Raw genomic sequence first — 17,827 nt, forward strand, 5'->3', positions numbered from 1 at the left:
TTATTGATTTTGATGATCTTGCTATTTTTCGCTAAGTAACAGATTTATATGGTTTTAATTTATCAGTCTTATATAATATCTCTTATAGCAGATCAAGAATAAAGATTATAATCAATGACGATCGCCCCTTCAAACGCGCTAGTACATAACGACTTTAATCTTAGGCCGGGAACACTTCGTCAACAAACAGCTGTTGGCCAACAAATCCGTCAAAGGGATCAATTTATAGCTAATCCAGCATTGGCATATATAAACTCATTGGCTGCGACAGATACGACCGGTGGTCAAGCAAATGCTCGTTACACAATAGAAAGATTTGGTCGATTTATGTTGGGATCAACCTTCGATCGAATGGATTGGATCACACTATTAACGAGCCCTACTCTTATTGAAAAAGCAATGGCCGCCTTTCTTATCCATCGTGCAAAAAGAAAAGCTCAGATGAAGGGGCTATTTTATGATCCACAGCGATCACTAAAAAACTTACACATTAATCCCTTAAAAAAAGCACTTTTCACTGTGGGTGATTATTTTTATCAACAGCAACAGATTTCAACAGCCCAATACAAAACCTGGCAATATGCTATCAGTAATTTTTCAATTAAAAACCACCCTTCTATTAATTTAGAACAAGGTTGGCTTCCTGCTCTTATTACGGAAAAAACATTAGCGATTGAATTTACGTCTCAAGCGAAAATTATGTTGGAAGCATTCAGTTGTTTTTGTATAAGGTCATGTATAGAAAGAATGGATTGGTATAGTGTTCTTTATGCACCCGTATTACAAACATCAATGCAATCCTTTTTATCTTCACGTTTAACCATGAAAAGTAGTGATAGAAAACAAGATTATGCACCGGCTACGGCTGATAATTTATTAAGAATGTTACGTGGTGTTGCTTACCATGCTTGGTTATCGGAATCGATTTCGATTGAAACCTTACAACGAATTAAGGCTATAAAGCTGCCGCGAGGCTCACGGCAATCAAGTGGACGTTATTTAAGTTATTCAGATGTTGACCAAATATCGGCACTAACTTTAACACAATCGAATAAAATAAAAGCATTAAGAGACAATGCCATTTTTTGGTTAATGTATGAATCAGGTTTACGTCGTGCAGAAGTCATTGGGCTTGATATCAATGATATTGACCTTTATTTATGCAAAATACGTGTTATGGGTAAAGGTAATAAAGAACGCTATGTCCCTTTTTCAAAAAGTAGTGATCTTTATGCCGCTATTGAAAAATGGCTTAATATCCGTTCTCAACATTCACAACAAATATCTACTTTCTTTTGTGGTGTTAATCGGTACCAGCAATTAACGTCACAACGTTTAACAACTCAAACTTTAAATGATCTTTGTAAACATATTCATCTATTGGGGTTTTCTCGTCAAATATCCCCCCATGATTTTCGTCACTCAGTCGCAACGAATTTATTACGCTCAGGGTATGATTTATTATTAGTTAGTAAGTTTATGGGACACAGTAGTATTACAACAACCCAGCGTTATGACCGTCGAACTGATGATGAATTACAAGGTGTAACTCCAGGTCGTTAATACCTCACACTATAGACATTTTGTTTCAATATTTATTGTGAAAAATTGATCCTAAGTATAATAACAGCATCATATTCTGCTATATATTAAAAGAAATGTTATCGTGTAAAAAATAACAAATTGGATTAATTATGTTGATATTTATACGCACATTATTATTGATGTTGTTCATTATTTTCACGGCATCAAGCTCGGCTCTAACACTTCAACAGTATACTCAACAATATGCTCTATTACCTTGTACAGGGTTAGAGACTCGAATAGATAGCTTTAAAAAAAGGTTACCAATGATGTTATCGACAGCATCAAAAAGAGAATATGAAGATTTAAAACGAGAATATAAAGCACTTAATGAATTATATAAGAAAAAGAATTGTCATAAAAGAAACTCCCGCTAATAATATTAACGGGAGCTAACAAAGGACTTATGATTGTAGTTTTAAGCGAGTAATGTATAACTTAAATATAAGTTTAATGCTAATACAATAGCGACAATAACTAAGCCTAATATAGAAACAACCTTATTATTTTTGTATTTACCCATAATGACTTTGCTGTTAGTAAAGTATAATAATGGAATGATTGCAAGTGCAATACCAAAGCTAAGCACCACCTGGCTCATGACTAAAATCTCAGTAGTATTAACCGCTAGAGCGATAACGACAAATGATGGGATCATAGTGATTGAACGACGCACCCACATTGGAATACTAAATTTAACAAAGCCTTGCATTACAACTTGACCAGCCATTGTGCCGACAACTGTTGATGAAAGCCCTGATGCTACTAACGAAATACCAAATAAAACTGATGCTGATTTACCCACTAACGGTGTTAATGTTTTATATGCTGTTTCTATTTCAGCAATATCTTTATTACCAGAATAATGAAATACTGCGGCGGCCATTGCTACGATAGCGATATTAACAAACCCAGCAATAACCATTGCAATTAATACATCATATTTTGTTGAGCGTAACCGTGTTGAAACTTTTTCGCCGTACGTATTTTTAAATAATGCTGAATGTAAATAAATAACATGTGGCATTACTGTTGCACCAAGAATACCTGCGGCTAAATATATTTGGTGAGGACTATTTAATGTTGGAACAATTAATCCAGTAACTAAAGCATGTGATGCTGGCGGTGCAATAAATAATTCAAATATATAAATAACGGCAACTAATAATAATAAAGCACCAATAACGACTTCGAGCGGTTTTTGGCTTTTGTTATTAAGCATTAATATCATCATTGTTGCAATTGCTGTGATAATAGCCCCTTCCATTAAGCTAATACCAAATAATAATTGAAAACCAACAGCAGCACCAATAAACTCGGCAAGATCGGTTGCCATCGCTATTATTTCGGCTTGAATCCAATAAGGACCAATTGCCCATTTAGGAAGATGATCTCGTAAATGTTCGGCTAAATTTTTACCTGTGACTATCCCTAATTTAGCTGACAGATATTGAATCAACATCGCCATTAAATTAGCCCACAGAACGACCCATAAAAGTTGATAACCAAAGGCTGAACCCGACTCAATATTTGTAGCAAAATTACCTGGATCAATATAACCAATAGCAGCAATAAATGCAGGGCCTAATAAAAGTAATTTCTTTTTTAACTTTAAGCTAAATGGGGTTGGCTGCATATAAAGTGCAATAGATGCTTTATTCATAAGTGACTCCTTTGTCTTGAGCCTACTTTACTTAAGATGCAAATGAGAATCAATATCATTTAATTAATAAATATGAGTGCTTATGTTCCACTTATGGTTTTTGCGATATTAATAGTTAATACCTATTGGTATGATTGCTATTTTAATTTGAGATTGTAAATTTTATCATTTTTAATGTTAAAAATGTCATCAACATCAAAAAATTGTGATCATTTGTCAAGAATAAGTATTAGAGTGTTTTATCTTTTTAAAAAGATCGATATTGTCGTCTTGTTGATTTATATATCCTTAACGCATTATAAATAGAAAATATTAATGCTTATCAAATATATGTTTGTTTTATTATTTTAAATAGTCATATTTTTGTAAGGTTATTTATTGATAATAAACACGACAGTATACGCTATTGCTACAACTATGATGCGAAATGGATATTTAAAAAGGGATGTAATATGGAAGCTGAAGTAAATAGTAAAACACATGCTTTTGAAAATGATGTTATTCAATTATATCTTCGTGATATCTCGATGAAACCACTTCTCTCTAAAATTGAAGAAATTCTTTATAGCCGTAAAGCCCTAACGGGAGATAACAGTGCTAAGAAGGTAATGATTGAGAGTAATTTACGTTTAGTGGTGAATATTGCTAAACGTTATCGTGGTAGCTCTATTCAATTTAGTGATCTGATTGATGAAGGTAATATTGGCCTTATCACTGCGGTAGATAAATTTGATCCAGAAAAAGGATTTCGATTTTCAACGTATGCGACATGGTGGATTAAACAAACGATAGAACGTGCAATCCATAATCAAAGTCGAACAATTCGTTTACCTGTTCATGTATCAAAAGAAATCAATACTATTTTACGGACGCATAAAAGTTTATTGCATAGTCAAAATAAAGAGCCAAAAGATGAAGATGTCGCGAAAACGCTAAACCGTGATGTTGATGATATTACCACCCTATTATCTTACGATGCTCCGATTATATCTTACGATCAAACAATCAACGATGATGCTAATTCACAATCGCTAGCTGTCTTTCTTGCTAATGATAAAGAATTACAGCCTGATGCACATTTAGATGAGATGGATATTAAGCATATAACTACCTCTATTCTTGATTCCTTACCACCTCGAGATAAGGAAATCATTTGTCGTCGTTTTGGATTGCTGGGTTACGATTCACAAACACTTCAAGAAGTGGCTGATGAAGTAGGATTAACCCGTGAGCGTATTCGTCAATTACAAGTTATTTCATTGAAAAAACTCCGTAATTATTTACAACGGGATAATTATGATATCTCAATACTATTTGCTGACACAGCATGATAGATTGTTTACTATTATTTAAAAGAGCGCATCAGGCGCTCTTTTATTGTTCTAGTTAAGGTTTGTTATGCATTTAAAATCATTATTGGTTGCAGGTTCTGTCTTATTCTTTTCAGGTTGTGCTAGTTACGGTGTAACTGAAAATGAAATGCAATCTTACTTAAATAAAGAAACCCAATTTAATCATTCAGTTGGTATTCAAGGGTTAGCTTATGCAACGGGCAAGTTTGATAATATTAAAGTAGGAATTGGACGAGTCGCTAAAAATAAAGTCAATGTCGCAGCGACGGCAACGGCTGATTTAGAGTTAATGGGACAAGCGACTCAAAATATATCAATTAAAGCGAATTTTAGTGCTATCCCCTATTACAACCAAGATCAAGGTGCTATTTACTTAAAAGATCTAAATATTGAATCATTAGATGTTACACCGCAGAGGCTAAACAATGTGTTAACCAAACCAGTTATCACGCCTATTGTTTCTTTCTTAAGCCAAATTTTATCGACAAAACCGGTGTATAAACTGAATGATAATGAAATAGAACAAGCACTTTTGAAAAAAACCAAACCTGAATTAGTGATTGAAAACCATAAATTAGTTTTAGATTGGTAATAAATAACTGTACATATAAAAAGCTCTTAATATAAGAGCTTTTTTATTGACTATTTTCTGATTGTTTTAAAATATGCTGATTTAAGGTTTCATCCATCATTTTTACTGACTTTTCTGCTTCAAAAGAACGCTTCATTGCTTCTGCTGCATAATCCCTCATTGACGGCGTTTGACTAGTAATAATAAGCATAAGAACAAATATAATTGTAGCAACTGACAAAATAGCGACGATGTATATTCGTCGAGTAATACGAGCTTCACTTTGTTTAATTTCTGCTTTTACTGCGCGTAGTACATCATAGTTGGTGATGTTTAAACGTATTCTTTGATTTTTATCCATTTTAAACATTCAGTTTAATTAATAACAGGTTATTTTAACAAGCTAATCTGAATTTAAGCTTACGTAAGTTTAAGTTTATGGATGATGGTATATTTCATTTAAATTATAAAGTTATAGTGCGTTAGATGTTATAAAAAAAGCAGAGCTATTACACTCTGCTCCGTTATCAAGAAGCTATAATTACAAATATTAATAATAAAATAGCTAATAGCCACACGGGGCATTGATACTTTTTAATTAAAATATACCCTATAACAACGGCGATAACGTCAGTAATTGATTTAACTGAACTCGTTACTACCGGATTAATAAGTGCACTTCCCAATAAACCCACCACACAGGCATTTATTAATAAAATTGCTTGTATTAAACGAGGATGACTAAATAATGCTTTCCAAGCAGGAAGAAAAGCAAATAGCAATAAACTACCTGGTAGAAAAACCGCAACAGTTGCAATGACACTCCCCCAGAGAGGCATTGCTGGCATAGCTGAAGCACCTAGGTAACTGGCCATCGTAAACATAGGTCCAGGTACTAATTGTGCTGAAGCATAAGCACTTAAAAAGGTATTATCTGTGACCATACCATCAAGCATTGGCTGTAATAATGGTAACACCACATGCCCACCACCAAAAACAAAACTGCCCGCTTGATAGAAAATAGAAAATAATTTAATACTATCGTTTGTTGCTGCAATAAAAGGTAATAATGCTAATAACCCTAAAAAAGTTATAACTAATCCAATATGTGGTCGAATGGGCTTAATTAAATGCTTATTAACTACTGGCTGTGTTTTAAATGACCATAAATAACCCACTATACTAGCAATAATAATAGGGAATATTTGACCGAGTAAACCATCACTGAACATTAACCACGTCATGGTTAATAATGCTGTTGTAATAGTTGGGATAGAAGTTAAATTCTTTTTTATCATTCCCCATAAAGCATCAGTAACAACCACAACCGCTAATAATTTTGCAGCGGTAATAATCTGTTCAACAATAACAGAGCTACCAAATTTATTATTTGCAACAGCAAGGAAAGTTAATAATGCAAACGATGGTAAAGTAAAACCAATAAAAGCAGCAATCGATCCTATATAACCTGCTTTTTTATATCCAATATACATTCCAAGCTGGCTACTCGCTGGGCCGGGTAAAAACTGACATAACGCAATAGCTTGTGTGAAATCTTCATCAGTAAGCCATTTTTTCTTAACGACAAACGCTTGCTGAAAATAGCCTATATGCGCTGCGGGGCCACCGAAACTACATAGCCCTAACACTAAAAACTGCCAAAAAACCGTTACCATTAATCACATCTCCTATAGTGAAGTCATGATTGTAACGATTGTTCTTCTATTACTAAAATCGTTTGTACAGATACATATCATTAATATAATCGATGTTTAATTTCTTTATTGCGTCATATCATTTTCATAATGCACATAATCCTCTATGATAGAAATCATATTCTTCTTATGTAATAACAAGCAAAGTCATATACAGTTCTCCTACTTTGCTTTTCTCTTCAAGAGTCGATGCTTATGTTAGAAAATCTTCAACAAATGGTCATCTTGGCAGCTATCGGCCATGAACAAAATTTCACTCGAGCAGCAGATAGATTAGGCATCTCTAAATCTCAAGTCAGTAAACAAGTGCGCTTTTTAGAAGAACGCTTAGGGTGTCAGTTAGTTCAACGCAGTACGCGCACGGTTGCGTTAACTGAAATCGGTTTACAATATGCGGATTATGGTCAGCAGTTGGTTGATACTGTTAATGAAGCTGAAGCAATGGTCGCAGGCTACCGTAATGAGATTAAAGGCGTGCTTCGAATTGGCATAGCCCAATCTTTTGGCAATATTCACATTACCTCCGCTTTAGCTGAATTTCAAAAAAGTAACCCTGAATTAGAGTTAGAAATTAGTCTTTTTGATCATCGTCCTAATCTATTAGAAGAAGGCTTTGATTGCTGGATAGCCATTCATGAGCATCCGCCTGAAGGTATGGTAGCCAGAAAATTAGCGACATGTGAGTTTGTTGTAGTCGCATCACCCGATTATATTGCTCAACATGGCCAACCAGAAACACCCAGTGATTTGCGTCGCCATAACTGTATTACTTATCAAAGCCGTGAACGTAAATATGTTAACTGGGCTTTCTCTCGTGATGGCGTACAGCAATCTATTCGTGTTCGAGGGAATTACCGTATAGATAATGCCCCCGCAGTGTTAGACGCTGCGGTGAGTGGCTTAGGGATTGCCTATTTATCGACTTATCTAATGACTGATGAGCTGGAGAACCATAAATTAATTCAGTTACTTCCCGAATGGAAAACAACGGTCGATTTACCTATCTATGCTGTTTATCCACGTAGAAAGTATTTAGCACCTAAAGTACGTTGCTTTATCGATTTTATGGCAGAGCGAATGGCACAAGCTCCGTACAAGAGTCCACGAGTGATATAAAACTTATTATGTTTTGATGATGCTATTACAGTTATCGAGAAACAAAAAACGCGACCGTGATGGCCGCGTTTTTATATTTAAAGGAACGTTATTCTGCTACTGTTTGTTTCTTTTGCGCAGGTAAAGCATACATTCGACGTAATATAGCCTGTACACCTTGAGGTTGATCTGCCAGTTTCTGGGCAAATAATTGCTCTTCTTCTGCCGTTACTTGATCAGATTCAATCTCTGCTGCGATATAATTCGATGGAAATAAATGATAATTTTCAGTTATTTGCTTATCAATTATAGCTGCAAGTTCATCCGGTGTTTCTGGTGCATCAGTGATTACATCACCAAAGCTGATATGAATACGGCGTTTCTGACCAACAATGCCTTGTACGATACTTTCAATATCTTCAAATTCAGATTTTTCATAAGTACCAGTGGTTTCTTTTTGGTAAAGCTCTTGGGCTTTAGCTAAATCACAGGGATCATTTTCATATGAAATAGAGACAGGAACAATATTTAAACCACTCATAAACTCAGCAAAAGGTAATTTTTGCTTACGTCCTTCCATAAAAAACATTTTTAGAATGGCTGGATCAGTTTTATCATTGCCGTCTTTTGCTCGACCTTCCTTTTGTGCAATCCAAATATTATTGCCCGTCATTAAGGAATGTGAAATATAACTAGAAAGTAGGCCTAATGACTTCATTAATTCACGCGGCCCCTTTGATGAACGTTTCACAATAAAACTCTTGTTCAAACGCATCAATTCAGTCGCACATGGCTTTTTAAGCAGGTTATCGCCAATTGCAATGCGAACAGTATTGAAGTTCTCATTGAATAAACACCAGTTCACCATCGCAGGATCCATCGCAATATCACGGTGGTTAGAAACAAATAAATAAGCTTTATTTGGATCTAATTTATTTAATCCTGTTGTCGTTACACCGTCACAAGAATGAGCAATGGTTGCACGCATATACTTAGCAACATAGTCTTGCACATCTTTAACACTTGCAACGTTTGACCACTTTTTAACAAGAAAACGTTTAATTAACGGAATAAGTAGCCAGCCAAACATACCGGATGCATGAGGAAAGCGGTATTTTAAAATAGCATTGATAAAATCTCTATCATCAATAAGGCGTTTGATAGCCCCTTTAACTTCGTTATCGTTGTAAGGGCGGATTTCTTTATAAATATCGTTATCTATACACACAATAATGCTTCATCTTGAAAAAACTTGGCTATTCTACTGATAAATGTTGTTTTACCAAATAACCTACGTCAATAAGGGAAATGGTTGGAGGTCTAACCACATGATGTCGTTGAAAATTCAACCACTATTAATTATTAAAACTACAATTTAATGCAAAAGTGACTAATCATACACTGATTTTAACTATTGTCGCCTATGTGTTGTTGACGAGGTAATAAAAACAGCCGAATATGTGCAAGATATCGAGCTAGAGAGACATTATGAAACAAGCCATTGAGTTTTCTAAAAACGAACACCCTTTTCTTTTCGTCGGTTCTCGTCGTAAAAGTAACAACGCCTATTTTATTGTTGTTACTAGCGGCAGCATATTAATACGGTTGGGTAAACATGAACACCTCGTATCCAAAGGACATGGCTTTTGGGTTCCCTTTGATTGTTTACATGCGGTAACTATTTTACCTGGCACGCATTTTTTCAACGTTGCTTTTTCAATTCGCCTGCGACAGCCTCTCTGCCGTGAAACGGGCTTCTTTGTGGTTACACCACTACTTGATGCTCTGCTAATTGAACTGGAAAAACAGCCAGCAGAAAATCACGACTGGGATGGTGTAGAAGGACGCTTACTTAAAGTGATAGCGGATCAAGTATCCACCCTATCAGCGTCAACACAATCGTTATCACCAGCTATCAATAAACAGTACCATAGTGCATTGGCATTATTATTTAATGGCAATAAAGTCACTGAAAAATCGGCTGTTCAAGCAATAGAGCCGGTATTAGGGATGACCTTAAAAGAATTTGAAGCTTGTATCACTATGCGTGAGACAGTGAAGCTAATCCGTTCAGGAAGAAAATTACCGCAAATAGCAGCCCAGTTAAATACATCCGAAGTCCTACTGGACGCTCTTGCAATGGCGATTTTAGGTAAACCCTTTCAAAAATAAAACTGACTCTACAAAATAATGCCCATTATCGTAATGGGCATTATTCATCACGTCGAATGACGCTAATCAATGGTTATAACGTAAGTAAACATGCGTCTAATTAAGCGGCACATGAACCTGTACTGAGATGCCATCATCTACACTACTCTTGGTATGCCAGCGATAATCCAATCGTACACGTGTACTATCATCATTGGGATCACCAAAACCTAAGCTCATTTGAACGCCATGGTTAAGTACCCACTGTTCGGCATCAACAATATCTTCAACGTTTTCGTTGTCATATTGTCTTGGTAACCAAAATCCCAAGCCATAATACATTGAATCATTATATTCAGTAAAAACAGGATGATCAGCAAAGTCGTCACTCCAGTGATTCCAAAACTCACTGGTGTTATCAACCTGATCTTGTTTCCAATCATTAAACCGTTGTGATCTAGAATAAGGATCATCTTTAACCTGCAAGAAAGGGATACTATCTGCATTATTCGATAATCGACATACGGAATGATCAAACTGAAACAATTGATCTTCTGTTTTTATGGTGTTATTTGCCGTCAAGTCACATGGAAAAGCATATGCAGATGATGAATAAATTAAGTTACTCATAATAATAAGTATCAATGCTTTAATTTTATTCATATGCAATATTAATTATCCATCCATTAATCAGTAAATTTAAACCGCTCATCATTCATCAGCATCATTTTCACCGTAGGCGTCGTGTACTGAGTAATATCATGATTATGTGCCAATGCCTCTCGTATAACGGTACTACGTACCGGAACCGTTTCAGGACATGCCATTACTTGCCAGCGTTTAAGAATTTGCTCTGCTTTATAAAAGCGATGAAAACTCATAAAATTATCTGGGCCAATCACAAAAGTAATATTTGCCTCGGGGTACTTTAATTGTAAAGCTTCAAGTACGGCAAACGTTGTGACTGCATTATCATCAACCGCTATTTGTTGCTCTAATGTAGATAATTCTAGATTACTTTGTCCAATATCACTGATGAATGCACCCACAAGATCACATCGAGCCTTATAGTCGAGCATTACTTTTCCCCAAGCATGCTGATAACTAGGAAGTAATAACACCTTATCAAACTGCCCTAGTCGCTCTAGCACCGAGCGGTGACCTATACTCGGAGGATTAAATGCGCTTCCAAAAACTGCTAGTGTCTGTTTCATATTTCAATCAACTAACCTCTTATATTGCAAAACCAGCCAAATACTATCGCTATAGCGAAATGTTCCTTAGTATCGTACTGTTTTAACGCTAAACGGGATTATTTTAAATAATTTTACGCTTGAGCATTGATCCTTAGTTAGAGTTATCGCATGATTTTGGTAAAGGTGTAATGGCTGAGTTCTCATTTTTCCATTATGCCGTTTTAAGTGATTAATATTTGGGCAAAAGCCTTAAGGATTCATTACCCATGGAACAACTTATCCGTGAACAAATGCGCGTACTTCCTACTATCGATGTTGAGTTTGAAATTCAACGCCGTGTTGCTTTCATCCAGAAAAAACTCAAACAGTCTGGTTGTAAATCTCTAGTACTCGGTATTAGCGGAGGTGTTGATTCAACAACTTGTGGCCGTCTAGCACAACTTGCTATCAATGATTTAAATACAACAACATCGAGTAATGATTATCAATTTATCGCGGTTCGTTTACCTTACGGTGAGCAACAAGATGAAGATGAAGCACAACAAGCTTTAAAATTTATTCAACCTAGTCAATCTGTTAGCGTAAATATCAAAGCAGGTGTTGATGCACTGCATGCCAACGCATTATTAGGATTAGAAGGCACAACTTTAATTCCAACAGATGCGGCTAAAGTTGACTTTGTAAAAGGCAATGTTAAAGCGCGTGCACGTATGATTGCTCAATATGAAATTGCAGGCTTAGTTGGTGGGCTTGTGATTGGTACCGATCATTCAGCAGAAAACATTACAGGCTTCTACACTAAATTTGGTGATGGTGCTTGTGATTTAGCCCCTCTTTTTGGTTTAAATAAACGTCAGATTCGTGCTATTGCCGCGACGTTACGTGCACCAACCCATCTTGTAGTAAAAGTACCAACGGCTGATTTAGAAGAACTAGCACCACAGAAAGCAGATGAAGAAGCGCTATTGGTGACTTATGACCAAATTGATGACTTCCTTGAAGGTAAACCTGTTGATGATTTTGCTCGTGAGCGCCTAATAAGCATTTATCGTGCAACGCAGCACAAACGTCAGCCTATTCCGACAATTTATGATATTGATTGATTCAGTACTCACTGCGATAGTTCGTTGAGACAAAAACAAAAGGCCTAACAAGATGTTAGGCCTCTATATTGCTGAATAGCGAATAATTTACTTACATGGCTCAAGTTGAGGTTGATCGATAATGAGTGCATCCAGCTCTCTCCATAAATCATCACAAAGATTAGGGCGGTATACCGCTTCTTTAAACGCAGAATGCTCGTGTTGATACATTTTATAATGGCGTGGTGAACTTTTTCTACTTGAGCGCACATTAGACAAACGATCACAAACTTTCACTATTAGCGCTAAACGTGCAGCATCATCTTCAATATTTAAAGCGGATAAGCGTTGGTTAATTTCTAATTTTCTTTTCGCGCGATCTTCTAATTTCACATCAGTAACAGAATTAACTGCATCAGCAATAGTAAAACCAAAACGATCAACCAATTCATTAAAATTAGTATCCGTATCTTCGATTACATCGTGTAATTGAGCTGCAATCATTGCATCAACGCCAAATGGCTGTGCAAGTTCTGCTACGGTATTAAGATGAACGGCGTATGGGAGTTCGCCATATTTTTGGTCACCATGGCGTTTTTTTGCAAATTCTTGTGCAGCTAAATAACGACTATCCATCACTTTATCCTCGGTACTTTCTTATTATATTGACTCATTGTAGAAGTAATACATTCCTTGTTACTAGTCATTTATTTGGAATAAAATAATTCAAAAATAAAAAAAGAGCCTTTCGACTCTTTTTGTTTTTTAGATAGTTACGAATGATAACTCAGGGTTATTCTTCTTCATCTGCAGGAAGTTCGCCCGCAGCCTGACGACGCTTCATATCCGCTTCACGAATCTCATTAGCAACAATCATGATAGCTTCGCCGCTACTGATACCTGTAGCCATAAGATCATGAATACGCTCTGCGGCTACTTGCTGCTCTGAGTGTGTTAATGTCGGCGTGTGATTATACATATCATTCTTCTTAACTTCGTAAACGGGTAGGTATTCTAGGAGTAAAGTGAAACAATGTCACTGTTTATCCTCACTGAATACAAATTAACCTGGATGACCATCAACACGTGTTTTGGTTAATACTGGATAATAAACGATCGTAAAAATAGTAAAGGCAATCACCCATAAAACAGCTGAAATAACATACGCATCCATAGTCGCTATCGGCATAATCACCACTAATAATGTACGCGCCAATAATGAACCCAATAAACTTATAAAGGCAATAACCATCCAACGACCAACCTGCAACTTCCTACCAGTATGGCCTAATGAAACACGTGCCATCATTGCCAGTATCATCGCACCAATGCCACCAATAGCAATAATATGAATGCCTATTGTTGGATTCATATTATGGTTAATATAACTTCCACCAAGCCATGCTAAACCAATGATCATTGATAAGTAAGCCCCATGTAGCGACCATAATAATGGTACTGTTATTGTTTTATAACTACGCCAGCGGCACATGCGAACTAAATTAGTTACCGCTGCAATAAGATAAGTTGCCGCTAATATAGATGAAGGAACCGTAACCGGGAAAAGTGTGAATATTAACAATATCCAAATAGGTATTAAGGCTGCATATTCCAACATTGATATACGAGTAATTGTTTCCGTTTGTGTTCCTCGTGAAGTGAAAAATGGAATCACTCGACCACCAACGACAATAACAACCGCAGCAATAATAGTTAACGTTGTTAATGCGATTGCTTTTAAATCATAAGGAATAACTTTGAGCACCATTAAATGGTATTTGACGTTGAGTAACGTAAACATAATAAGAACAGGGACAAAGAACACGTTACGCCATTGCTTAACCTTGAAGATAGGTTTTGCTAAAAAAATTGTAGCTACAATAATCCAAGCACAATCAATAACCATCCATAAATAGCTTGGTGTTGCAAACATAAGCCCTAAACGCGCAATAAGCCATAATCCAAATAAACAGGCCAGCTTTGTTCCTTTAACACCAGTCTGCCCTGTCCATGTCTGTACTGCTGTGAGTAAGAAGCCAACAATAACCGCACCTGCAAATCCAAACAGCATTTCATGGCTATGCCACCATAGCGGGTTACCATACATAAATTGACTAATATGCGTATTACCAGCCCATAACAATCCCCACAATGCGATTGAAATAACGGCATAAACAGCTGCACCGATAAAAAATGGACGAAATGCGAGCCTAAATAAAGGGGGGATTTTTTCTTCTTTTGCTCGATCGATAATTTGCATCATACTACCTCACTATAAACATGCATAAATTATACATGTTTATAGTGCTATTTCTATACTTTCTCGAATTAGTTTTATTTATATGAAATTAAAGTAAAAAAAATGGCTACCACATTACTGCAGTAGCCATTTTATTATCCATTATCTTCATCATCATCGCCAACATAGTCAACAGGGCGAGTGATTCGTTGAATGTCGAGGATCGAAATTTCACCTTGCCAGCGTGTTTTTACAACGCCAACACTGAGCCAATAACGCCCTTCAGGAAAGTTTAATTTCGGTAACGTTGTCGGCCAATCGGAATCTGATTCTTGACTCCAGATAGCGTGCCATGTTGTATCGTTAAGATCATACAGCTTCGTGCTTAATGTCGGTGCAGGACAATTACCACTATTCTTATTAATATTATCAATACGCCATGTTTTACTGTCTTTCCAACTGATCTCTTGTTTATCTGCTGGTGTGGTTAAAACAATCCATCCAACCCAAGCCGGTTTATTCACCGCTGTAATTGAGAGTTTATATAACCCCGCAGATACGGGTTCATCTAGCCGTTGTGACTCAACAGAAAAATAGCCACCATCATCAATAAATGGTGCACCTCGTAATAACGGTTTATTGGGCCATTTAGTCAGACTAATATTGGTGATATCACTACGTGTAAGACCAACAACAGATATCTTCAGCAGTTGCTGATTAAGATTTTGTTCTGCTTGGCGTTCAATCGATAACTTAGGAAGCCATGTTGGTAAAACTTTACGTTCGAGGCTATGGCCACAGTCTTCACTAATGGCTAAATTAAGTAATTGATCAAGATTATTGGCTTCAACACTATTAGGCGATTGTTGCCATGCTTGAATGATGGTTTGAAAAACAGCCGCGGTATCATCTTCAAGTAATTCTTTATGCGCCATCGTATAAAGATCTTTTGAAATGAACCAATCAGATGCAGCAAATGCACTCGATGAAAACAACGTCGAGTGCACTAACAATAACCCCATAAACCAGCGTTTTGGCTTATTTATTCTCATGGAACGCGGTACCTAAACCTTATGGTTTCATTCGATATCCAACACCACGTAATGTTTCAATCTCGATATCAGGCAATTTTTGACGCAATTGCAAAATATGAGTATCAACAGTACGGGTTGTTGGGTAATGATTGTAGCCCCACACTTGATCTAATAGTTCATCACGAGTAAATACACGACCTGCATTTTTAGCTAGGAACACTAATAGTTCAAATTCGGTACGCGTTAATGTCACACTCTCATCACCGTGAAATACTTCACGACTTTCTTGGTTAATACGAATATTACCAACAGAGATGATATTAATGGCAGCCATATCGCCATCTTCACCACGTAGATGCACACGCACTCGTGCTAAGAGCTCTTCTTCAGCAAAAGGCTTGGTTAAATAATCTTTTGCACCTGAATCTAACCCGATCACTTTATCATTGATAGAAACCATTGCTGTTAATAGAATAACAGGAACATATTTCTTCTTTAACCAACCTGATAAGTAGTCAAGCGAATCACCTTCTGGTAATTGACGATCAAGTACAACAAGATCTGCATCACGCCATAATGCATCAACTTTAGTGGCACAATCAGCATATAAGCAATTGTATCCAGCTTGCTTTAAGCAATCGAGTAAACCATCAGCAAGGTTCCGGTCATCTTCAACCAGCAGCAGAGTTTGATTCACACGGAATCTCCAAAATAAACGTTGTAGGTGGACCAATAAGTTTCATTCGCCCCCCCATTCTATTAATCATCGATTCAACAATTGTTAAACCCAGACCTAAGCCTTGAGAACTAACAAATGGTTTTCTTAAACGGGACCAATCTTTTGCACTTAGTTGCCCTTCATCTTGAACAACTAATTTCAAAGTCCCATTTTTATACGATGACGATAAGCTAACAGGCACTACGCCATATTTATGAGCATTGGATAGTAGGTTATCAAGACAGGTTCCTAGCCAATAAATATTAACAAGGACACTTCTATCTTCTTCTAATTTTAGTATAACGTCATATTTTTCAGCAATATAACCTAACCATTCATTTAATGACTCTACGTTTTGAACACTTAACTGTTGTTGGTTTGCTTGAAGGTAATCTTTACTCGCTTCTGCCAATTGACGGAGTCGACGAGAATCTTCAGTTAAACGGCGGAATTCGTCATATAACCCTTCAGGCAATTCGTCAAAATGACGTCTAAAACCTTCAACTGTCATTGCTAAACTTGCAATAGGTGTTCGTAATTCATGCGTTAATATTTGTAATACTAACATACGATCTTCCATCGTTCGACGACGGATGCGGAATCGATAAATTACCCAACTCAATAGCAAACCAGCATTCATCACAAGTAAACCTATTAATAAATAGTAAGTTACATGTGATTTATTATCTTCTCGCCAACAAATATTGCCATTTTTCGCAAGACAAAAATCATTTTCATCTAAACGTTTAAAATGTAATTGATAGCGATTAAGCATTTTCGTCCATGTTACTTGGCCAAAAACACGGTATTCATTATCATTACGAACCCAAAGTTCGCCATTTGATATAAAAAATTGCGCACCAGAAATAAATGCATGGATCTCATCATTATTCATTCGCTGCAATCGGCCTAAAATCGTTGTTGCCGCTGCAATTGGGCGTTCTTTTATATGCAAATACTTACTGTATTTTATCGCCATATCCGGATGTTTTTGAATATAACGGTAAGCATAACTACCACCACCGGGGTGAATGTACCCTGAACGTACAAACCAACTCGACGGTAATTTTGTTTTAAAACAGATAGCACGAGTAAATACGACTGGCTGAGTAACCAATGGTGATAACGGCCATGGTCCCTTACAATTTAATGAATTATGGTACAACTGACGTAATGCATTCAGTGGATATTCATTCGTTTGCGGTAATAACGTTTCAGGTACTAGTAAGGGTCCTGGGTATAAGCTCTGAAGTTTACGAAAATCGTATGTTGCTAAAGGCTTATGTTTCAATAGATCAGAACGAACCGCATTTAACCGTTCTGGAAATGTTTGGGCTTCCGCGAATGATGCAGAAGAAAAAAATAAAGAAAAGACTAACACATACGTTTTCATGCTTGTAGCTTAACATTGTAGAACCGTGTTTTGT

The 17,827-nt window shown here is 36.5% G+C and carries 19 protein-coding genes; 7 read left to right on the top strand and 12 right to left on the bottom strand.

What is annotated here, in order from left to right; all coding sequences use genetic code 11:
- The first annotated feature begins 114 nt into the window (after positions 1 to 114).
- Together C9I86_RS02650 and C9I86_RS02655 are read left to right on the top strand one after the other, a co-directional pair.
- Entirely contained in the window at positions 115 to 1,563 is a 1,449-nt protein-coding gene (locus tag C9I86_RS02650; protein WP_107275544.1) for a tyrosine-type recombinase/integrase, read from the top strand.
- A gap of 131 nt (positions 1,564 to 1,694) precedes the next feature.
- The gene (locus tag C9I86_RS02655; protein ID WP_107275545.1) at positions 1,695 to 1,961 is read left to right on the top strand and encodes a hypothetical protein; all 267 of its coding nucleotides are present in this window, start codon (positions 1,695 to 1,697) and stop codon (positions 1,959 to 1,961) included.
- A gap of 41 nt (positions 1,962 to 2,002) precedes the next feature.
- On the opposite strand, the gene C9I86_RS02660 is transcribed toward C9I86_RS02655, so the two are convergent.
- A complete protein-coding gene (locus C9I86_RS02660) occupies positions 2,003 to 3,247 on the bottom strand; it encodes an Nramp family divalent metal transporter (protein WP_369924884.1) in 1,245 nt (414 codons plus the stop codon).
- 452 nt (positions 3,248 to 3,699) lie between these two features.
- Between C9I86_RS02660 and rpoS the strand changes: the two genes are divergently transcribed.
- Positions 3,700 to 4,578 carry an RNA polymerase sigma factor RpoS gene (rpoS, locus tag C9I86_RS02665; RefSeq protein ID WP_080155957.1) on the top strand — a complete coding sequence of 293 codons (879 nt, stop codon included), beginning with the start codon at positions 3,700 to 3,702 and terminating at the stop codon, positions 4,576 to 4,578.
- A 67-nt stretch (positions 4,579 to 4,645) separates the two neighbouring features.
- Positions 4,646 to 5,191 (top strand): DUF1439 domain-containing protein, encoded by a 546-nt coding sequence (locus tag C9I86_RS02670; protein WP_080155958.1) that lies wholly within the window; start codon positions 4,646 to 4,648, stop codon positions 5,189 to 5,191.
- A 43-nt stretch (positions 5,192 to 5,234) separates the two neighbouring features.
- Here C9I86_RS02670 and C9I86_RS02675 read toward each other — a convergent pair whose 3' ends face one another.
- Both C9I86_RS02675 and chrA read right to left on the bottom strand, forming a co-directional pair.
- Entirely contained in the window at positions 5,235 to 5,531 is a 297-nt protein-coding gene (locus C9I86_RS02675) for a hypothetical protein (RefSeq protein WP_107275546.1), read from the bottom strand.
- Between the two features lie 166 nt (positions 5,532 to 5,697).
- Complete coding sequence (gene chrA, locus C9I86_RS02680; protein WP_107275547.1) at positions 5,698 to 6,846, bottom strand: chromate efflux transporter; 1,149 nt, start codon at positions 6,844 to 6,846, stop codon at positions 5,698 to 5,700.
- 234 nt (positions 6,847 to 7,080) lie between these two features.
- Here chrA and C9I86_RS02685 point away from each other — a divergent pair, with 234 nt between their 5' ends.
- On the top strand, positions 7,081 to 8,001 hold the full coding sequence (locus C9I86_RS02685) for a LysR family transcriptional regulator (protein ID WP_107275548.1): 921 nt from the start codon (positions 7,081 to 7,083) through the stop codon (positions 7,999 to 8,001).
- Positions 8,002 to 8,089: 88 nt separating this feature from the next.
- On the opposite strand, the gene C9I86_RS02690 is transcribed toward C9I86_RS02685, so the two are convergent.
- Positions 8,090 to 9,208, bottom strand: coding sequence for a 1-acyl-sn-glycerol-3-phosphate acyltransferase (locus tag C9I86_RS02690; protein WP_080155962.1), 1,119 nt, complete (start codon positions 9,206 to 9,208; stop codon positions 8,090 to 8,092).
- Positions 9,209 to 9,468: 260 nt separating this feature from the next.
- Between C9I86_RS02690 and C9I86_RS02695 the strand changes: the two genes are divergently transcribed.
- A complete protein-coding gene (locus C9I86_RS02695; RefSeq protein ID WP_080155963.1) occupies positions 9,469 to 10,152 on the top strand; it encodes an AraC family ligand binding domain-containing protein in 684 nt (227 codons plus the stop codon).
- A 96-nt stretch (positions 10,153 to 10,248) separates the two neighbouring features.
- On the opposite strand, the gene C9I86_RS02700 is transcribed toward C9I86_RS02695, so the two are convergent.
- On the bottom strand, positions 10,249 to 10,761 hold the full coding sequence (locus C9I86_RS02700; RefSeq protein ID WP_146142621.1) for a hypothetical protein: 513 nt from the start codon (positions 10,759 to 10,761) through the stop codon (positions 10,249 to 10,251).
- A gap of 56 nt (positions 10,762 to 10,817) precedes the next feature.
- Positions 10,818 to 11,345 (bottom strand): nicotinate-nicotinamide nucleotide adenylyltransferase, encoded by a 528-nt coding sequence (locus C9I86_RS02705; protein WP_080155965.1) that lies wholly within the window; start codon positions 11,343 to 11,345, stop codon positions 10,818 to 10,820.
- 248 nt (positions 11,346 to 11,593) lie between these two features.
- Between C9I86_RS02705 and nadE the strand changes: the two genes are divergently transcribed.
- Positions 11,594 to 12,430 carry an ammonia-dependent NAD(+) synthetase gene (gene nadE / locus C9I86_RS02710; protein ID WP_107275550.1) on the top strand — a complete coding sequence of 279 codons (837 nt, stop codon included), beginning with the start codon at positions 11,594 to 11,596 and terminating at the stop codon, positions 12,428 to 12,430.
- Between the two features lie 87 nt (positions 12,431 to 12,517).
- On the opposite strand, the gene C9I86_RS02715 is transcribed toward nadE, so the two are convergent.
- The 6 genes from C9I86_RS02715 to vxrA form a co-directional block, all read right to left on the bottom strand.
- Positions 12,518 to 13,045 (bottom strand): HD domain-containing protein, encoded by a 528-nt coding sequence (locus C9I86_RS02715; protein WP_107275551.1) that lies wholly within the window; start codon positions 13,043 to 13,045, stop codon positions 12,518 to 12,520.
- Between the two features lie 157 nt (positions 13,046 to 13,202).
- Positions 13,203 to 13,388 carry a YoaH family protein gene (locus tag C9I86_RS02720; protein WP_080155968.1) on the bottom strand — a complete coding sequence of 62 codons (186 nt, stop codon included), beginning with the start codon at positions 13,386 to 13,388 and terminating at the stop codon, positions 13,203 to 13,205.
- An 84-nt stretch (positions 13,389 to 13,472) separates the two neighbouring features.
- Entirely contained in the window at positions 13,473 to 14,672 is a 1,200-nt protein-coding gene (locus C9I86_RS02725) for an NnrS family protein (RefSeq protein WP_369924888.1), read from the bottom strand.
- Between the two features lie 131 nt (positions 14,673 to 14,803).
- Positions 14,804 to 15,700 carry a DUF2861 family protein gene (locus C9I86_RS02730; protein WP_235865766.1) on the bottom strand — a complete coding sequence of 299 codons (897 nt, stop codon included), beginning with the start codon at positions 15,698 to 15,700 and terminating at the stop codon, positions 14,804 to 14,806.
- Between the two features lie 19 nt (positions 15,701 to 15,719).
- A complete protein-coding gene (locus C9I86_RS02735; RefSeq protein ID WP_080155969.1) occupies positions 15,720 to 16,379 on the bottom strand; it encodes a response regulator transcription factor in 660 nt (219 codons plus the stop codon).
- Positions 16,354 to 17,793, bottom strand: coding sequence for a sensor histidine kinase VxrA (gene vxrA / locus C9I86_RS02740; RefSeq protein WP_107275552.1), 1,440 nt, complete (start codon positions 17,791 to 17,793; stop codon positions 16,354 to 16,356). Before vxrA ends, C9I86_RS02735 begins: the two co-directional genes overlap by 26 nt.
- Positions 17,794 to 17,827: the final 34 nt, after the last annotated feature.

Source organism: Photobacterium sp. NCIMB 13483 (assembly GCF_003025475.1).
GTDB classification, from domain to species: domain Bacteria; phylum Pseudomonadota; class Gammaproteobacteria; order Enterobacterales; family Vibrionaceae; genus Photobacterium; species Photobacterium piscicola.